15 protein-coding genes and 1 riboswitch are annotated in these 18,639 nt (G+C 72.4%); of the genes, 12 read left to right on the top strand and 3 right to left on the bottom strand.

Annotation, left to right across the window (positions count from 1 at the left end; genetic code table 11):
• Nucleotides 1-49: 49 nt before the first annotated feature.
• The 3 genes from AB0F98_RS06320 (at nt 50) to truA (ending at nt 2,576) form a co-directional block, all read left to right on the top strand.
• Entirely contained in the window at nt 50-1,072 is a 1,023-nt protein-coding gene (locus AB0F98_RS06320; RefSeq protein ID WP_076466647.1) for a DNA-directed RNA polymerase subunit alpha, read from the top strand.
• A 34-nt stretch (nt 1,073-1,106) separates the two neighbouring features.
• Entirely contained in the window at nt 1,107-1,676 is a 570-nt protein-coding gene (gene rplQ / locus AB0F98_RS06325; protein WP_357729553.1) for a 50S ribosomal protein L17, read from the top strand.
• Nucleotides 1,677-1,745: 69 nt separating this feature from the next.
• Nucleotides 1,746-2,576, top strand: a complete 831-nt coding sequence (gene truA / locus AB0F98_RS06330; RefSeq protein WP_357729556.1) for a tRNA pseudouridine(38-40) synthase TruA — start codon at nt 1,746-1,748, stop codon at nt 2,574-2,576.
• A 1-nt stretch (nt 2,577) separates the two neighbouring features.
• Here the strand turns inward: truA and AB0F98_RS06335 are convergent, their stop codons facing one another.
• Complete coding sequence (locus AB0F98_RS06335) at nt 2,578-3,756, bottom strand: hypothetical protein (protein ID WP_357729559.1); 1,179 nt, start codon at nt 3,754-3,756, stop codon at nt 2,578-2,580.
• Between the two features lie 182 nt (nt 3,757-3,938).
• Here AB0F98_RS06335 and AB0F98_RS06340 point away from each other — a divergent pair, with 182 nt between their 5' ends.
• The 3 genes from AB0F98_RS06340 to AB0F98_RS06350 all read left to right on the top strand — a co-directional run bounded on the left by AB0F98_RS06340 (nt 3,939) and on the right by AB0F98_RS06350 (nt 7,279).
• Complete coding sequence (locus tag AB0F98_RS06340) at nt 3,939-4,544, top strand: methyltransferase (RefSeq protein WP_357729562.1); 606 nt, start codon at nt 3,939-3,941, stop codon at nt 4,542-4,544.
• 41 nt (nt 4,545-4,585) lie between these two features.
• Nucleotides 4,586-6,265, top strand: coding sequence for an ATP-binding cassette domain-containing protein (locus AB0F98_RS06345; RefSeq protein ID WP_357729565.1), 1,680 nt, complete (start codon nt 4,586-4,588; stop codon nt 6,263-6,265).
• Between the two features lie 69 nt (nt 6,266-6,334).
• On the top strand, nt 6,335-7,279 hold the full coding sequence (locus AB0F98_RS06350) for an aldo/keto reductase (protein WP_357730860.1): 945 nt from the start codon (nt 6,335-6,337) through the stop codon (nt 7,277-7,279).
• A gap of 196 nt (nt 7,280-7,475) precedes the next feature.
• Here AB0F98_RS06350 and AB0F98_RS06355 read toward each other — a convergent pair whose 3' ends face one another.
• A complete protein-coding gene (locus AB0F98_RS06355; RefSeq protein WP_357729568.1) occupies nt 7,476-8,018 on the bottom strand; it encodes a hypothetical protein in 543 nt (180 codons plus the stop codon).
• Nucleotides 8,019-8,092: 74 nt separating this feature from the next.
• Complete coding sequence (locus AB0F98_RS06360; protein ID WP_357729571.1) at nt 8,093-13,933, bottom strand: ThuA domain-containing protein; 5,841 nt, start codon at nt 13,931-13,933, stop codon at nt 8,093-8,095.
• Nucleotides 13,934-14,231: 298 nt separating this feature from the next.
• Nucleotides 14,232-14,340, top strand: a riboswitch (TPP riboswitch).
• On the opposite strand from AB0F98_RS06360, the gene thiE reads away from it, so the two are divergent.
• The 6 genes from thiE (at nt 14,335) to thiD (ending at nt 18,622) form a co-directional block, all read left to right on the top strand.
• Nucleotides 14,335-14,961, top strand: a complete 627-nt coding sequence (gene thiE, locus AB0F98_RS06365; RefSeq protein ID WP_357729574.1) for a thiamine phosphate synthase — start codon at nt 14,335-14,337, stop codon at nt 14,959-14,961. Its footprint overlaps the riboswitch before it by 6 nt.
• On the top strand, nt 14,958-16,130 hold the full coding sequence (gene thiO / locus AB0F98_RS06370; protein WP_357730863.1) for a glycine oxidase ThiO: 1,173 nt from the start codon (nt 14,958-14,960) through the stop codon (nt 16,128-16,130). The genes thiE and thiO overlap by 4 nt, the downstream gene beginning before the upstream one ends.
• Complete coding sequence (gene thiS, locus AB0F98_RS06375) at nt 16,121-16,321, top strand: sulfur carrier protein ThiS (protein ID WP_357729577.1); 201 nt, start codon at nt 16,121-16,123, stop codon at nt 16,319-16,321. The genes thiO and thiS overlap by 10 nt, the downstream gene beginning before the upstream one ends.
• On the top strand, nt 16,318-17,097 hold the full coding sequence (locus tag AB0F98_RS06380) for a thiazole synthase (RefSeq protein WP_357729580.1): 780 nt from the start codon (nt 16,318-16,320) through the stop codon (nt 17,095-17,097). The genes thiS and AB0F98_RS06380 overlap by 4 nt, the downstream gene beginning before the upstream one ends.
• Nucleotides 17,098-17,156: 59 nt before the next feature.
• On the top strand, nt 17,157-17,840 hold the full coding sequence (locus AB0F98_RS06385) for a thiamine phosphate synthase (protein WP_357729583.1): 684 nt from the start codon (nt 17,157-17,159) through the stop codon (nt 17,838-17,840).
• On the top strand, nt 17,837-18,622 hold the full coding sequence (thiD, locus tag AB0F98_RS06390; RefSeq protein ID WP_357729587.1) for a bifunctional hydroxymethylpyrimidine kinase/phosphomethylpyrimidine kinase: 786 nt from the start codon (nt 17,837-17,839) through the stop codon (nt 18,620-18,622). Before AB0F98_RS06385 ends, thiD begins: the two co-directional genes overlap by 4 nt.
• Nucleotides 18,623-18,639: the final 17 nt, after the last annotated feature.

The following is an 18,639-nucleotide window of genomic DNA, read 5'->3' on the forward strand; positions in this document are numbered from 1 at the left end:
TTGTGTCGTGGGCGTCAAATAGCGGGCGCCCCGGAAGAGAAGAGAAGACATGCTCATCAGCCAGCGACCGACTCTCTCCGAGGAGTCGATCAACGAGACCCGGTCCCGGTTCACCATCGAGCCGCTGGAGCCGGGCTTCGGCTACACCCTGGGCAACTCGCTGCGGCGTACGCTGCTGTCGTCGATCCCCGGCGCGGCCGTGACCTCGATCAAGATCGACGGCGTGCTGCACGAGTTCACCACGATCCCCGGTGTCAAGGAGGACGTGGTCGAGCTCGTCATGAACATCAAGGAGCTCTGCGTGAGCTCCGAGCACGACGAGCCGGTCAGCATGTACCTGCGTAAGCAGGGCCCGGGCGACGTGACGGCGGGGGACATCCAGCCGCCGGCCGGCGTCTCGGTGCACAACCCGGACCTGAAGCTCGCCACCCTGAACGGCAAGGGCCGGCTCGACATGGAGCTGACCGTCGAGCGGGGTCGGGGCTACGTCACGGCGGCGCAGAACAAGCAGGCGGGCGCCGAGATCGGCCGGATCCCGGTCGACTCGATCTACTCGCCGGTCCTGAAGGTCACCTACCGTGTCGAGGCGACCCGTGTCGAGCAGCGGACCGACTTCGACCGGCTGATCATCGACGTCGAGACCAAGCCGTCGATGGGCCCGCGTACCGCGCTGGCCTCCGCCGGGTCCACGCTGGTGGAGCTGTTCGGGCTGGCCCGGGAGCTGGACGAGACCGCCGAGGGCATCGACATCGGCCCGTCGCCGCAGGACGCCCAGCTGGCGGCGGACCTGGCCCTGCCGATCGAGGAGCTGGACCTCACCGTCCGCTCCTACAACTGCCTCAAGCGCGAGGGCATCAACACCGTTGGTGAGCTCATCGGGCGTACCGAGGCCGACCTCCTCGACATCCGCAACTTCGGCCAGAAGTCGATCGACGAGGTCAAGATGAAGCTCGCCGGGATGGGTCTGGGGCTGAAGGACTCGGCTCCGAACTTCGACCCGGCGCACGTCGTGGACACCTTCGGCGAGGCCGACTACGACACCGACGACTACCGCGAGACCGAGCAGCTCTAGATCGCGCTGCCGCCACATCTGAGGAGCACCGAGAATGCCCACGCCCACCAAGGGTCCCCGCCTCGGCGGCAGCCCCGCGCACGAGCGGTTGATGCTGGCCAACCTGGCCACGTCGCTGTTCCAGCACGGCAAGATCCAGACCACCGAGACCAAGGCCCGGCGGCTGCGTCCGCTCGCGGAGCAGCTGATCACCAAGGCCAAGCGCGGTGATCTGGCCTCCCGGCGTCGGGTGCTCGCCGTCGTCAAGGACAAGGACGTGGTCTACGCCCTGTTCGACCAGATCGCGCCTCGGTACGCCAACCGCAACGGTGGCTACACCCGGATCGTGAAGACCGGGCCGCGCAAGGGTGACGCCGCGCCGATGGCGATCATCGAGCTGGTCGAGGAGCTGCAGGTCGCCGAGCCGAAGGCGAACAAGAAGACCGCTGCCCGCAAGGCTGCTCAGCAGGACAAGGTCGAGGCGCTCGCGCCCGAGCAGGAGACCCCGCGGTCCGAGCCGGCCGACCAGGACGCCGAGGCGCCGGTCTCGGCGTCCGGTGACACCGCCGAGGCACGCGAGGACAGCGACCTCGCCGTCGAGGAGAACAACGAGAACAAGGCCTGATCGAAGGCTTTGGTCGGGCCCGGCACCCCTGGTGGGTGTCGGGCCCGAATCGTCACAGGAGGTATGAGGGTGGACGGGCGCACCCGGCTACGGCTGGACGTGTCGTACGACGGAACCGACTTCTCCGGCTGGGCCGTGCAGCCGGACCGGCGTACGGTCGCGGGCGTACTGGGTGAGGCGCTCGATCTCCTGCTCGGCGCGGGCACCGCGACCGGGTTGACCGTCGCCGGGCGCACCGACGCCGGCGTGCACGCCACGGGGCAGGTGTGCCATGTGGACCTGCCCGGCGACGTCTGGCAGGAGCGGAAGTCCACACTGCTGCGCCGGTTGGCCCGGCTGCTCCCCGCCGACGTCCGGGTGCGGGCGGTCACCGAGGTGCCGGCCGAGTTCGACGCGCGTTTCTCGGCCACGTTCCGACGCTACGAGTACCGGGTGACCGATGCCCCGTACGGCGCCGAGCCGCTCCACCGTCACCTGACCCTGGCCTGGCCACGACCGCTGGACCTGGGCGCGCTGAACGCCGCCGCGACCGGTCTGGTGGGGGAACACGACTTCGCCGCGTACTGCCGACGCAAGGAGAACGCCACCACGCTGCGCGAGGTGACCCGGCTGGACTGGCGGCGGGAGCCGGACGGTCTGCTGGTCGCCACCGTACAGGCCGACGCGTTCTGCCAGGCGATGGTCCGCAGCCTGGTGGGTGCCATGCTCGTCGCCGGGGACGGCCGGCGGCCGGTGGAGTGGCCGGCGAGCCTGCTCTCCCACCGTGAGCGATCCAGCCACGTGACCGTCGCCCCCGCGCACGGGCTGACCCTGGTGGCCGTCGGCTACCCGGACGATCCCGCCGAGTACGCCCGGCGCGCGGAGGTCACCCGTCGCCTGCGGGTGCCCGCGGAGGCGTAGCTCAGTTTTCCGCTGACTCGTCGTCTTCCGGAGATCCGTCGTCCGTCGGCGACTCGTCCACACCGTCCTGCGCGCCGGTGGTCGCGGACGGGCCGGTCGTGGGCTGCGCCGCGCTGCCGCCGTCCGCTCGCCGCTGGAGCACGCCCCGGTTGAGGTGCAGCTCGATCATGTCGAACAGGACCTCGCGGACCTTCTCGTCGCCGGACTTGATCGCCTCGCCGTCGCTGCGCGCGACGACGGCGTACGCCAGGTAGTGGCCGCGGACCTGCCAGCCGACGCGGGCCGGTGCGCTCGCGATGGCCTCGGTGTCCTCACCGGCCGCCATGCCGCGGAATCGTCCCTGCCGCTCGTCGAGCAGCTGGCGGATGCGGTCGCGGACCCGTTCGGCGCTGGCCCGGTCGGTGAGGTTGAACAGGCCGGTGGTGACGAGGTGGTCGCCGTCCGGAGTGCGGAGGGTGCCCCGGACGACCTGGTTGCAACCGAGTCGGACCAGCAGGTCGGCGATCTCGTCGGTGGCGGCGACCGAGCAGCTGGCGCTGGCCTGCGTCTTCAGCACCTTGTACGCCGGCTGGCCGTCGGCGATGACGAGTTCCTTGCCGGCGAAGACCTCTTTCGCGGTCAGCGGCGCCTGGTCGACGTCCCGCGAGTCGAGGTTCTCCTCCTCGGCCGGGTCGGCGGACGGATTCGCGCCGGCCTGGTAGCTCGGCGTCATCTGCGGCGTCGGCGTCCGGTCGGCGAGCAGGGCGGCGGCGCCGAGCCCGCAGAGCGCGAGTAGCACCAGGACGGCCGCGCCACCGACGAGCACCTGCCAGAGGCGGCCGCCGCCGGCCCGGGGGACGGGCGTGGTCGCGGGCGGCTCCGGCGTCGGGTCGGCCGAGACGTAGACCCGGGACGAGGGCGGCGGGACCGGGACCTCGGCCCGTACCGGTGGCGCGGCGGGGGCCTCCGCCGGTGTGGGCGGCGCGGCGGGAGCCTCCGCCGGTGTGGGCGGCTCGGCCGGCATCGGCTGCGGTTCGGGCGCGGGCGGTGCCATTCGGGTCGCGCGGGGCAGCGCCGGAGTGGGGAAGCGGGACGGAGAGGGCCCGGCCGGAGGTGGCGGACCGGCGCCGAGCACGGAGTCGGACCCGCGCTCCGGGTCCTCCACGAAAGCGTCCTCATCGAACTCGTACCGATACACCATGTCGCCAAGAGTAGGAGTTATCGTCCCTTTAGGTGGTAATTACGCAAAACTATGGTCGGCCGGTGTCGGGTGACCTGCACAACGCGCGCCGACCCCGTTCGTAACGGATCGGGTCCCGGAGCGGCGGAGCAGCCCTCGGGGCGTCGCGGGGTCGGATCGGCCCCGGTGCGAGAATTGCCGGCGTGACCGGCGACCACTACTTCACCGCTGAACCCACGACCGCCGCGCGCCCGCGGGAGGTCGAGTTCAACGTCGCCGACCGCGACTACACACTCGTGTCGGCGGCCGGGGTCTTCTCCGCCGACCGGCTCGATCCCGGTACCGCTGTGCTGCTGCGCAAGGCCGAACTGCCCGCCGCCGACACCACAGGTGACCTGCTCGACCTCGGCTGCGGATTCGGTCCGATCAGCTGCGTACTGGCCGACAACGCCCCGGCGGCGACCGTGTGGGCCGTCGACGTCAACGAACGGGCGCGGGCACTGGCCACCGCCAACGCCGAGCGGATCGGTGCTGCGGACCGGGTGCGGGTACGCGCCCCCGACGACGTACCGGCCGAGGTCCGCTTCACCCAGCTCTGGTCCAATCCGCCGATCCGGATCGGCAAGGACGAACTGCACGAGCTGCTGCGGCGCTGGCTGCCCCGGCTCGCCCCCGACGGCGTCGCCTGGCTGGTCGTCGCCCGCCACCTCGGTGGCGACTCGCTGCACCGCTGGCTCGTCGACCAGGGCTGGCAGGCCGAGCGGTACGCCAGTCAGAAGGGCTTCCGGGTGCTGCGCGTCGGCCGGTAATTGGATGTACCCGGCCCGGGAGGCTAGGGCAGGATCCCGGCGTGGGTTACGTGGACGTGGCAGCGGTCGGGCACACCCTGCCGGACGGTCGGGAGCTCTTCGACGATGTGTCCTTCCGGGTCGGTGAGGGCGCGAAGGTGGCGCTCGTCGGCCCGAACGGCGCGGGCAAGACGACGTTGCTCCGGATGGTCGCCGGCGACCTGCCCGTGACGACCGGCGCGATCGCGCGTACCGGTGGTCTCGGTGTGATGCGGCAGTTCATCGGCATGATCGGGGACGATTCCACGCTCGCCGCCATGGCGCTCTCGCTCGCCCCGCCCGCACTGCGCGCGGCCGGCCGCCGGCTCGCGGACACCGAGGCGGCCATGCGGGAGGCCGAGGTACGCGGCAAGTACAGCACCGCCGCGGGCAAGGCGCAGCTGGCGTACGCGGACGCGCTCGCCGCCTGGGGCGAGGCCGGCGGGTACGACGCCGAGGTGCTCTTCGACACCGTCGCCACCATCGTGCTCGACCTGCCGTGGGAGGCGGCCCGGGACCGTCCGGTCCGGACCCTTTCCGGGGGACAGCAGAAACGCTTCGCCCTGGAACTGCTGCTTCGCGGCCCGGACGAAGTGCTGCTCCTGGACGAGCCGGACAACTTCCTCGACGTGCCCGGCAAGCGATGGCTGGAGGGGCGACTGCGCGAGTCGGCGAAGTCGGTGCTCTACGTGTCGCACGACCGCGAGTTGCTCGCTCGTACGGCCGACCGGGTGGTCGCCGTCGAGGGCGGCAGCGCCTGGGTACACCCGGGCGGCTTCGCGAGCTGGCACGAGGCACGGGTGGCCCGGCACGCCCGCCTGGACGAGCTGCGCCGGCGCTGGGACGAGGAGCATCAGAAACTGCGTGAGCTGATGCTGATGTACAAGCAGAAAGCCGCGTACAACGACGGATTGGCCTCGCGTTACCAGGCGGCACAGACCCGGCTGCGCAAGTTCGAGGAGGCCGGGCCGCCGCCCGTACCGCCGAAGGACCAGGACATCCGGATGCGGCTGACCGGCGGGCGCACCGGCAAACGCGCGATCGTCTGCGAGCAGCTGGAACTCGACGGCCTCACCTACCCGTTCGACCTGGAGATCTGGTACGGCGACCGGGTCGCGGTGCTCGGCGCGAACGGCACCGGCAAGTCGCACTTCCTGCGGTTGCTGGCCCGCGGCGGCACCGACCCGGATCCGGCGAACGGCCCGGTGGACGCCGGGGTCACGCTCGCGCCGGTGGCACACGACGGCGTCGCCCGACTCGGCGCGCGCGTCCGGCCGGGACACTTCTCCCAGACGCACGACCGGCCGGAGCTGATGGCGAAGACCCTCGTCGAGATCCTCTGGCGCGGCGACGAGCATCGGGCCGGGATGGACCGGCACGCCGCCATGGCGGCGCTGTCCCGGTACGAGCTGGCCGGGCAGGGCGACCAGCGGTTCGGCACGCTCTCCGGCGGGCAGCAGGCGCGTTTCCTGGTGCTGTTGCTCGAGCTGTCCGGGGCGACGCTGCTGCTGCTCGACGAGCCGACCGACAACCTCGACCTGGCCAGCGCCGAGGCGCTGGAGGCCGGCTTGAACGCGTTCGACGGGACGGTGCTCGCGGTGACCCACGACCGTTGGTTCACCCGTACCTTCGACCGGTTCGTGCTCTTCCGGGGCGACGGCGAGGTGGTGGAGACACCCGAACCGGTGTGGGATGTCAAGTGATCGGCCGCGGGCTGCCGGCCGCGCACCCGCGCACCCGCCAGCAGGCATAGAGTCGATCTCGTGACTGAGATGACCTACCGCCGGTTGGGCGACTCCGGGCTCGTGGTGTCCGTGGTCGGCATCGGCTGCAACAACTTCGGCCGCAAGACCGACCTCGACGGCACCCGTGCGGTCGTGGACGCCGCCCTGGACGCTGGGATCCACTTCTTCGACACGGCGGACATCTACGGCGAGCCGCAGGGCAGCTCGGAGGAGCTGCTCGGGCAGGCCCTGAAGGGCCGCCGGGACGACGTGGTGGTGGCCACCAAGTTCGGCATGGACATGAACGGACTGAACGGCCCCGACCACGGCGCCCGCGGATCCCGGCGCTACATCGCCCGGGCCGTCGAGGCGTCGCTGCGCCGGCTCGGCACCGATTACATCGACCTGTACCAGGTGCACGAGCCCGATCCGGCCACCCCGATCGACGAGACTCTCGCCGCCCTGGACGACCTGGTCCGCGCCGGGAAGGTGCGCTACCTGGGCAACTCCAACTTCTCCGGCTGGCAGATCGCGGACGCCGACTGGGTGGCCTCCTCCAACGGCCGGTCCCGGTTCATCAGCGCGCAGAATCAGTACAGCCTGGTGGAGCGCTCCGTCGAGACCGAGGTGGTCCCGGCGTGTGAGCGCTTCGGGCTGGGGCTGCTGCCGTTCTTCCCGCTGGCCAACGGGCTGCTCACCGGCAAGTACAAGCGGGGCGAGGCGCCGCCCGCCGGCAGCCGGCTCGCCGGCGGGGGCCGGTACGCCGCGCGGCTCGCCGCGGCGAAGTGGGACCTCATCGAGGCGATCGAACGGTACGCGGACGAGCGTGGGCTCAGCATGCTCCAGGTGGCCATCGGCGGGCTCGCCGCCCAGCCGGCGGTGACCTCGGTGATCGCCGGGGTGACCACCCCCGAGCAGGTGCTCGCCAACGCGGCCGCCGGTGCGTGGCAGCCGACCGACGAGGACCTGGACGCCCTGCGCGAGATCCTCTGACCGCTGCCGCTGCCGCTGGCTCGGGCCGAGGCGCACAAGTGCTGCTCGACTGTGTTCCGGTCAACGGTGTTCCCGAGAGGCCTGATACCTCAGAGGCATATTGATGCCGCTGAGGTATCAGGCTCACCGGGGTTTGCGCGGGTCGCCGGAGCAGCCCCGGCGACCTCGCGCCGTGCGGCTCACCCGCCCGAGCGGCTCATTCGTCCGTGCGGCGGCGGGTGAGCAGCATCGGCACCGCCACCGCCAGGGCGGCGATCACCACGACGGCCAACCCGACCGGCCACCACCAGGCACTCCCCGCATCCGAGGTGGCCCGGGCGCCGGCCGCCGGTGCGGTGGCCGCAACCGGCACCGCCGGCGCCGGCGGCTGGGCGGGGCGGGCCTGCACCTCAGCGCTGGCCTTGCTCCCGTTCGGGGCCGGGGCGGCGACCGTCACCCGCCAGCGGCCGGGGGAGAGCAGCGGACCACTGGTGTAGAAGCCCTGGCCCTCGGTGGCCGGTTCCAGTTGCAGCGGCCCGACGCGCTGCCCGTCCGGGCCGACGGCGGTCAGGGTCAGTCGCACCAGCTTGTCGAGCCGGTGGCCGTCGGCGTAGAGCGCCTGCACGGTGACCCCGTCGGCCCCGTCACCGCCCACGGTCAGTTTGAGCTTCCCGGTGTGGGCCGCGGCCGGTGCCGCGGCCAGGACGATCAGGGCCAGTCCGGCGAACAGGGCCGCGAGCGCCTTCCAGGTACGCGTCACGGACTTCTCCTCACTGCGGATACGGAGGCGGCCCCTCCCCGGCGCGGATGCGCCGGAGAGGGGCCGCCATCGGATCAGAGCCGGCGGCCCGGAGCGAGCCGTGTGGCGTCCCCGCCCAACCGGCCGGCACCGGCGACGGGTGCACCGTCGTTGGCCTTCACCCCGGCCTTGCTGGCCGCACCGCCGAGCCGGACGATCATGGCGTCGGCGTCGCGGACCAGCACGTCCCGGATCTCGGCCTCGGCCACCAGCGTGGCGTCGGTGGCGAGCTCGCGGAAGGCGGTCAGCTGCTTGATCGCCTTGTTGTCGTTGCCGGCCGCCTCGGCCTTGCGGGCGGCGTCGAGCTTCGCCGTCAGCTGCTTGTGCGCCTTGGCCGAGAGCCGACCGGTCGCCTTGAACCGGTCCAACAGGTTCTGCAGGTCGCGGAACGAGGTGGTGACGAAGAACCGGACCGCGGAGGTGGTCTCGTTCCCCGCCTTGTCGGTCGCGGTGACGGTCAGTTCGTGCAGGCCGAGCGGCAGCTCGTACATCGCCTGCAGCGTGCCGCTCGCGTACGGCCGGCCGTCCAGCTCGCCGGTCACGCTCGCGACGCCCGAGGTCGGGTCGACCGCCTGCCAGGACACCCGGACGTCCTGGCTGTCGCCGTAGAGCTGGCCGTCGGCGAGCCCGGAGACCAGCAGCGTCGGCTTGGTGCCGTCGATCCGCAGCACCGCCGACTTGAGCGTCTCCGCGTTGCCCGCGCTGTCGGTGGCCCGGAACAGCAGCTCGTGCTGGCCGTCACCGGTCACCTCGACCGGCGCCGAGTACGGCGTCCACGCGCCACCGTCGAGCGACCACTCGACCGTCTTCACCCCGGATCCGGCGTCGGTCGAGGTCAGTACGACCGGGATGGTCCCGTCGTGCCAACCCTCGTCGTTTGCCGGAGCGAACGTCGCCGAGGTCACCGGCGCCGTGGCGTCGATCTTCACGGCGACGGTCTTCGTCGACTCCACGTTGCCCGCCTGGTCGGTCGAGCGGAACCGCAGTTCGTGCTCGCCTTCCCCGCTCACCGGGACCGGCCCGGTGTACGCCGTCCAGGTCTGCGCCCCGTCCAGCTGGTACTCGGTGCCGGCCAGACCGCTGCCACCGTCCTCGTCGGTGGCGGCCAGGGTGACCGTCACCGGCCCGGTGTGCCAACCCTCGACGGGGTTGCCCGTGACGGTGGCCGTGGTCACCGGGGCCGTTTCGTCGGCGACCCCGGTGGTGAGGCGGAAGTAGTCGAACACGGCGGTCTTCGAGGCGGTCTGGTTGGCCCCGAGGGTGAACAGACCCACCTTCGGGGTTGCCCCGACCACGCTGTTGGTCAGCGCCGCCAACGCCGTCCAGGTCGTCCCGTCCGCCGAGTACGACGCGGTGAAGGTGTCACCGCTGCGGGCCAGCCGCAGGTACCACACCGAAGCGGTCAGGTTCGCCGCCTCCGGCTGCGGGTTCTGCACCGTCCCGCCGATCTCGCTGCGGAACTCGATCCGCCGCGTCACCGTTTGGCCGGGCTGGTTGTCCACGATGTAGTCGAACTTCAGGTAGTTGTCGTCGTCGGCGTGCACGATCAGACCGGCCTGCTGGTACTGCTCGTCCAACAGGCTGCCGTCGACCTTCGTCTCCAGGGTCCAGTCGCCCGTCGGCGCGTTCTGGAGGATGAAGTTCGCCGGACCGGTGTTGTCGGTGCCGTAGATGTCACCGTTGGGCACGTCGATCCGCAGCGCGCCACCGGTCACCCGGTAGCCCGTCCCGTCCTCCCGCAGGATCGCGTCCCACCGGCACTTGTCGAGGGAGTCGCCGGTGAACTCGTCCGACGGGTCGACCGGGCCGGCCGGCTCGTCCGGAGACACCTGGAACCAGTCGAACGCCGCCTCCACCACCGGCGCGTCCGTCCCGCCGTTGAGCGCGAACAGGCCGATCCGGGGGTTGGTGATGCCGGCGAGCGCGGCCGACCGGCCGACCGGGGTGAAGGTCTGCCCGTCGGCCGAGACGGCCGCGGTCAGGTTCGTCCCGTCACTGATCAGTCGCAGGTGCACGGTGTCACCCGCCGGCGCGGCGGCACTGTCGGCAGCCTCGTTGCGGGGCGTGCCGGCCGTCTCCCGGATGAACTCCACCCGGCGGCTGCCGTTGTACAGCAGGTCCAGCTTGGCGTAGTTCTCGTCGTCGCCGTAAATCAGCAGACCGGCCTGCTGGTAGTTCGCCGTCACCGGCAGGGTCACCCGGGTGGTCGCCTGCCAGGCCCCGGCCGGCGCCGGCTGGAGCACCAGGTTGGTGGCGTCGTTGCGGGCACCGTAGAGGTCACCCACCGAGGTGGGCAGCCGCAGGGCCCCGTCGGAGACCGAGTAGAGCTGGTTCTCCCGGACCACGCTCCAGCGTGCCTTGTCGAGGCTGGTGCCGGTGAAGTCGTCCGAGCGCGTCCCGAAGCAGGACGTGTTCGGCGCGTCCACCCGCACCGGAACCGTGGCGTACGACTTCGCGCCCTTGCTGTCCGTCACCGTGAGGGTGGCGGTGAAGGTGCCCGGGCTGGTGTACGTGTGGGTGGCGTCCAGCGTGGATGCGGTGCCCCCGTCACCGAAGTCCCAGGCGTACGTCAGCGGGGTGTCCCCCTCGGCGTCGGTGGCCGTGCCGTCGAAGGCGACGGCGAGCGGCGCGGTGCCGGTGGTCGGGGTCGCGGTGGCGGTGACCACCGGTGGTGCGTTCTCGGTGACCCCCCGGCCGATGAAGTCCATCCAGTTGACGTTCAGCAGCGAGCCGGCGCCGCCGGCCGGGTCCTTGGCGATGAAGTACAGCGTGCCCGCGCCCGGGCCGGTCACCGGCGCGGTCACGTCCGTGTACGTCTGCCAGTCACCGGTGCCGGGCACGGTCGCCTGCGCGACCAGTGGCCCGTCGACCGCTCCGGCGCGGACGTCGATCCGCCCGCCGTTGACGTCCGACGCGACCCGGAACCGGATCGACGTGATGTCGGTCAGGTCGGCCGGGGAGACCGACCACCAGTCGCCGTCCTCGATGAACCCGATGTTCTGGCCGCCGCCGGCGGTGTCGCCGGTGGTCTCGCGCTGCACGCCCGGGTCTCCGCCGCCGGTGCTGCCCGGCGCACGGCCGGTGGCGGTGAAGTACTCGGCCTGCTTCCGCTTCGGCTGGAGCTGCTCGATGGCCCGGCCGGTGAGCGGTCCGGCGCCCTCGACGCCACCGAGGTCGGTGTACGTCGCCTCGAAGACGCTGAAGACGTTCGCCTCGGCGCCGTGCCCGGAGGCCAGCTGCGTCTGAACCAACCCGGTGCAGCCGGTGTGCTGCTCCAGCGGGTGGGCGTGCTCGTCGTGGCCGAGCAGCACCTGGAGCTGGACCCGGTCGCAGTCGATCTCCCCGTCCTCCGGGTCGGTCACCTTGATCGTGTAGCGGACCTGGTCACCCCAGTCGAAGAAGCCGCCGTCCGGTGGGAACTCGATGGTCACCGTCGGGGCGGTGTTGCCCACGGTGACCGGCACGTTCGCCACCGCCGTACGCCCCTTCGGGTTGGTGACGGTGAGCTGGGCGGCGAAGTTGCCCGCCGCCGCGTAGGTGTGCGTCGGGTTGGCTTCGGTGGAGGTCTGCCCGTCGCCGAACGTCCAGGCGTAGGTGAGCGTGCCGCCGTCCGGGTCTCGCGAGCCCTCGCTGGAGAAGTTCACCGTCAGCGGCGCCGCACCGGAGGTCGGGGTGGCGTTCGCCACCGCGATCGGCGCGCGGTCACCGGCGATGTAGTCGATCCGGTAGACGCCGGAGTTGTCGTTGTTGCCGCCGAAGCCGCTGCCCCACTCGATCAGGTAGAGCGCGCCGTCGGGGCCGAACTCGAAGTCCATCGGCCGGATCATGCTCATGCCGGTGAGCAGCTGGTTGATGTCCACCAGCGACTTGCCGTCGGCGGTCAGCTGCATCGTGTACATCTTCGACTGGTTCCACTCGCCGAGCAGCGCCTTGCCGTCGTAGTAGGCCGGCCACTTGCGGTCCGAGTCGAGGTCCGCGTCGTACCGGTAGACCGGGCCACCCATCGGGGCGCCGCCGCCGCCGATCTCCGGGTAACGCGCGTCACCGGCGTACCCGTAGTCGACGGTGGCCGGCACGACCGGCGGCAGGTCGGTCAGACCGGTGTTGTTCGGCGAGTCGTTCACCGGCGCGGAGCAGTCGAACTTCGACCCGCTCGGGCCGGACGGGAAGGTGTAGTCGTTGTACGCCTCGTTCGTGCCCGTGCAGTACGGCCAGCCGTAGTTGCCGGGGGTGACGATGTTCCACTCGACCAGGCCACGGGGGCCCCGGTTCGGGTTGTCGGCGTTGGCGTCCGGCCCGTAGTCGCCGACGTAGAGGGTGCCGGTCTTCGGGTCGGTGCCGATGCGGAACGGGTTGCGGAAGCCCATCGCGTAGATCTCGGGACGGGTCTTCTCGGTGCCCGGCGGGAAGAGGTTGCCGTCCGGGACGGTGTACGTCCCGTCGTCCTCCGGGTGGATGCGGATCACCTTGCCGCGCAGGTCGTTGGTGTTGCCCGCGGTGCGCTGCGCGTCGTAGTCCTGGCGGCCCGGCCGCTCGTCGATAGGCGTGTACGCGCCCGACTCGAACGGGTTCGTGTTGTCACCCGTGGCCAGGTAGAGGTTGCCGGCACTGTCGAAGGTCATGCTGCCGCCGGCGTGGCAGCAGGTGTTGCGCTGGGTGTCGACCCGCAGCACCTGCTTCTCACTCGCCGGGTCGATCGTGTCGCCGGTGACCGTGAACCGGGACAGCAGGTTGCGCGCGATCCCGTCGTTCGGGGCGTAGTACAGGTAGACCCAGTTGTTGGTGGCGAAGTCCGGGTCGAGGCGGATGCCGATCAGGCCGTCCTCGTTTCCGGTGAAGACGTCCAGGTCGACGGCGGTGACCGTGTTGCCGGTGTCCGGCTTGACGATCTGCACCCGGCCGTCGCGCTCGACGTAGAAGACCCGCCCGTCGGGGGCGACGTCCAGCTCCATCGGGTTGCTGGTGTTGCTGTCCAGCGTGACCTTCTCGAAGCTGGCGGTCTTCGAGGCGCCGCAGTCGGCCCCCGCCGCTCCCGCAGCGGTGCGGATGCCGCCGAGCAGGTGGCTCAGGAACTCCGGCTCGGCGTACGACTCGCGGGTGTGGCCACCGCCGGTGTACCACGACCGGCCGCCGTCGAAGTCCTGGCACCAGGCGATCGGGTGGTCGGCACCCATCGCGCCGGCGCCCGCCGAGTAGCTCCGCTCGTCCAGGCTGGCCAGCACGTGCACGTCGGGGCGCGGATTGGACTGGTAGTTGTACCACTCGTCGAACCGGGACCATCGGTCCGGCAGTTCACTGGTGGACGGGTGGGCGTGGTCCTCCACCTTGACCGTGGCCTGCTGGGGCGACGGGTGGCCGGCGAAGTACGCGCCGACCAGGTCGCCGTACCAGCCCCAGCTGTACTCGGTGTCCGATGCGGCGTGGATGCCGACGTAGCCGCCGCCGGCCTTGACGTAGCGCTCGAAGGCCGCCTGCTGGTCGCCGTCGAGGACGTCGCCGGTCGTGGAGAGCCAGATGACGGCCTGGTACTTAGCGAGGTTCGCGTCGTTGAACGCGCCGCCGTCCTCGGTGGTGTCGACGGTGAAGCCGTGCTCCGCGCCGAGCTGCTGGATGGCGGCGATGCCGGTGGGGATGGAATCGTGCCGGAACCCGGCCGTCTTCGAGAAGACCAGCACGGAGAAGGGCTCGTCGGCGGCGGCCTTGGGCAGGGCCTGGGTCACCGGCGCGGCCGCGGCGGCCTGAGCGGCTCGCGTGGTGGTCGCGCCGGCGGTCGGTGCGGCCTGCGCGGCCGACGTGCCGAACAGTGCCGTCGAGGTGAGGGCGAGGGAGAGCAGGATCGCTGTGATGGGTGAGCGGGCACGACGAGTGCGGGACACGCCGCCTCCTATGTCGCGGTGGACAGGGGATCGCGGGGGCCGGCTCGCCGAAGACCGTCCCGGGGGTGGGGTGGTGCGGGCACCGGGCCATGGCGTCCGCACCAACATTTTGTCGAATCGCTGAACAAATTAATTCCCGTTGATGCGTGTCGGGCAAGATGCCGGACGGTAACGGTTTCGCAACGGCAGGCGACATTCCGAACAGGACCGCATGAAGCGCCCCCGGCGGAAGCCCGCCCCCGCTGTAGCCGTCCTCACCCTTGGCAGCGCCGCCGGGTCTGTCGTACGGTGGCGGAGCAAGTGACCCACGGGAGCCCGGTGGACCGGGCTGAGAGGGGGGCTGTCAGCCCCCGACCGTCGAACCTGATCCGGGTAATGCCGGCGCAGGGAGGAGTGTTGCCGTGGCGTCCCTGGGACGACTGCATCTCATCACCGACACCCGACCCGGGCGTGATCCGCTCACCGTGGTCCGGGCCGCCCTGACCGCGGCCCGCGCGGACCTGGTCGTGCAGGTCCGGGTCGAGGACTCCGCCACCGACCGCGAGACGTACGACCTGGCCCGCCGGGTCGTCGCGCTCTGCGCGCCGTACGGAGCGACCTGCCTGGTCAACGACCGGCTGCACGTGGCGCTGGCGGTCGGCGCGGCCGGCGGGCACGTCGGCGCGGACGACCTGCCCGTCGAGGCGGCCCGGCAGGTGCTCGGCCCGACCGCCGTGCTCGGCGCCACCGCGAGGGAGCCGGGCACCGCCGCCGAGGCGGTCACCGCCGGCGCCAGCTACCTCGGGGTCGGCCCCTGCCGGCCCACCCGCACCAAGGAGGGACTGCCCCCACCGATCGGCGTGGCCGGCGTACGGGCGGTGGCCGAGGCGGTCGACGTACCCGTGATCGCGATCGGTGGTGTGACCGCATCCGCCGTACCGGCACTACGGGCGGCCGGGGCGTACGGAGTGGCGGTGGTCGGCGCGCTGTCGGGGGCGGCCGACCCGGCCCGCGCCACGACCGAGCTGATCGAGGCGCTGACGTGCTGAGCGCCCGGTCCACGTCGACCCCTGCCGGCGACGTGGCCCGGGCGGACGTGGCGGTGGTGGGTGCGGGACCGATCGGTCTCGCCGTCGCCTGGCGCTGCGCCGCACGCGGGCTACGGGTGACCCTGCACGATCCCGCCCCGGGCTCGGGTGCCTCCGCGGTCGCCGCCGGCATGCTCGCCCCGATCGCCGAGGCGTACTTCGGTGAACGGGACCTGACCGGGCTGCTGGTGGAATCGGCCGCCCGCTGGCCGGCGTTCGCGGCCGAGCTGACCGAGGCGACCGGTGTCGACCTCGGCTACCGCACCGACGGCACCCTGCTGGTCGGGCTGACCGGCGACGACCTGGCCGAGGCCCGGCGGCTCTGGGCGTACCAGCGGGAACTCGACCTGCCGGTGACCCCGCTGCGCCCCTCGGAGCTGCGCGACCGCGAGCCGGCGCTCGCCCCCCGGGTGCGCGGCGGCGCGCTCGCCGCGACCGATCACCAGGTCGATCCGCGACAGCTGGTGCCCGCGCTGCGTACCGCCGCCGAGCGGGCCGGGGCGGTGCTGGTGCCCGAACCGGTCCGCGCGCTGTCCGACGTGGACGCCGCAGTCACGGTGGTGGCGGCGGGCTGCGGTGCCGCCGCGCTCACCGGGCTGCCGGTCCGCCCGGTCAAGGGGCAGGTGCTCCGGCTCCGCGCGCCCGGTGGCGCCACGCCGGGCTTCCGGCACGTCATCCGGGGGTACGCCGACGGCGAGCAGGTCTACCTGGTGCCCCGGACCGGTGGCGAGGTGGTGGTGGGCGCCACCGTCGAGGAGCGCCGCGACACCGACGTCTCCGCCGGGGCGGTGCTCCGCCTGCTCCGGGCCGCCGTGGACCTGGTGCCGGAGCTGGCCGAGTACGACCTGATCGAGACGGCCGCCGGGCTGCGCCCCGGCACCCCGGACAACGCACCGATCCTCGGCCCGTTGCCGGGTCGACCGGACGTGCTGGCGGCCACCGGGCACCACCGGCACGGCATCGTGCTCACCCCGGTGACCGCCGACCTGATCGCCGACCTCGTGACCACCGGGGTGCCCGATCCGTTGCTCGCCCCCTTCCTGCCGGACCGGTTCACCAGCCCGTCCGGCTCGGCGGCCGCAGACCCGGGCGAACCCGCCCGGACGAGTGAGGAGGACCCGTGGAACTGACGGTGAACGGCGCCGGGCGGACGATGCCCGGCGGTGTGACGGTGGCAGACCTGGTACGCGAGGTCGCTCCGCAACAGCGCGGAGTGGCGGTCGCGGTCAACGGTGAGGTGGTGCCCCGGACGGGCTGGCCGGAGACCCCGTTGCGTGACGGTGACCGGGTCGAGGTGCTCAGCGCCGCCCAGGGCGGGTGAGCGCGGTGACGTTCCGACTCGGCGGGGTGGAGTTCACCTCGCGGCTGATCCTCGGCACCGGCGGCGCGGCGAACCTGCATGTGCTGGAGGAGGCCATCCGCGCATCCGGGACCGGGCTGGTCACGCTCGCCCTGCGTCGGGTGGACACCGCCCCCGGGATGGGTGGGGGGCTGCTGGAGCTGCTGGACCGGTGCGGTGTGCGGCTGCTGCCGAACACGGCGGGCTGCTACACGGCCGTCGAGGCGGTGAAGGTGGCCCGGCTGGCCCGGGACGCGTTCGACACCGACTGGATCAAGCTGGAGGTGATCGGCGACGAGCGCACGCTGCTTCCGGACGGGGTGGAGCTGCTGCGCGCCGCCGAGGAGCTGGTCGCCGACGGGTTCACCGTGCTGCCGTACACGAGTGACGACCCGGTGCTCGCCCGGCGGCTCGCGGACGTGGGCTGTGCGGCGGTCATGCCGGCGGGCGCGCCGATCGGGTCCGGGCTGGGCATCAGCAATCCGCACCACATCCGGCTGATCCGGCAGGCCGTGGACGTGCCGGTGATCCTGGACGCCGGTATCGGCACCGCCTCCGAGGCGGCGCTGGCGATGGAGCTCGGCTGCGACGCCGTGTTGCTGGCCAGCGCGGTGACCCGGGCCGCCGACCCGGTGGCGATGGCCACCGCGATGCGGTACGCGGTGCAGGCCGGCCGGCTCGCCGCCGGCGCCGGCCGGATCCCGCGCCGCCACCACGCCCTCGCCTCCACTCCGGACGAGGGACGGCCGGACCTGTGACCGGCTCGTCGCCGGGCGTCCCGGTCGATGGGGGGTCGGACCTGCCCTCCGGAGTCGTGATGCTCACCGATCGGATGGAGGCGCGCCGACCGCTCGCCGAGGTGGTCGCGGCGGCGGTCGCCGGGGGAGTGCGCTGGGTGGTGCTGCGGGAGAAGGACCTGCCGCGCGCCGAGCGCGCCGCGCTCGCGGCCGAGCTGCGGGCGATCCTGGCCGACGTCCACGGCACCCTCCTCGTCGCCGGACCCGACCCGCTCGACGGTGACGCCGTGCACCTCCCCGCCGCCGGCCCGTACCCACCACCGCGCGTCGGGCTGGTCGGCCGCTCCTGCCACGACGAGGCGGAGCTGCTCCGGCTCACCACCGAGGACTACGTGACCATCTCGCCCGTCCACCCGACGCGCACCAAACCCGGCTACGGCCCGCCCCTGCACCCGCACGGGCTCGCCGCGCTCATCGGACGAAGCCCGGTCCCGGCCCTCGCCCTCGGCGGCATCGAGACCCCCGAGCAGGTCACCGCCTGCATCCGGGCCGGCGCCACCGGCGTCGCCGTCCTCGGCGCGATCATGCGCTCCGACGACCCCCGGAAGGCAGCCACCACGCTGACCGAGGCAGCCGACAGGGCGGCCCGACGACAGCCGATCACCTCGTCGAGCAGCGCCTTCGAAGAGGCGGCCACCCCGGTGCCGCGAAGCCGGCACGGTCGGCCGCAGCCCTCGACCGAGACGACCGGGGGAGAGCAGTGACGCCTAGAACAGTCCTCACCATCGCCGGATCCGACTCCGGCGGGGGAGCGGGCATCCAAGCCGACCTCAAGGTCTTCGCGGCGCTCGGCGCGTATGGCACGAGTGTCCTCACCGCCGTGACCGCGCAGAACACCCGGGGCGTCGACGCCGTCCTACCCCTGCCGCCGACCGCCGTGACCGATCAGCTCGAGAGCGTGCTGACCGACTTCACCGTGGGCGCGGTCAAGACCGGCATGCTCGGCACGCCCGCCGTCGCCGACGCGGTCGCCGCGGCAGCTCGGGCCGGCCGGCTGCCGCATCTCGTCGTCGACCCGGTGCTGGTCGCCACCAGCGGACACGCGCTCGGTGTGGTCGCCGCGGTGGAGCGGCTGCTGCCGTACGCCGAGGTGGCGACGCCGAACTGCGCGGAGGCCGCGGCCGTCACCGGACGCCCGGTGACCACGGTCGAGGAGATGGTGACGGCCGCGACGGCGTTGGCCGCTGGCGGCCCGGCGCACGTGGTGGTCACCGGCGGCGATCTCGACGGCGGTGAGGCGGTCGACGTGCTGTACGGCAACGGGGTGACCACCCTGCTGCGCGGGCCGCGGGTCGATACCCGGCACACGCACGGCACCGGCTGTTCGTTCTCGGCGGCCATCGCCGTCCGCCTCGCGCTGGGCGATCCGGTGCCGACCGCGGTCGCCGCCGCCAAGGAGTACGTGAGCCGCGCGCTGACCGGCGCGCGGCACTGGAAGTTGGGCGCGGGACGTGGCCCGCTGGACCACTTCGGATGGTCCGCTTGAGCACCAGGGAGGGTGTC

The sequence above is a fragment of the Micromonospora sp. NPDC023737 genome, from assembly GCF_040639715.1.
Classification (GTDB): Bacteria; Actinomycetota; Actinomycetes; order Mycobacteriales; family Micromonosporaceae; genus Micromonospora.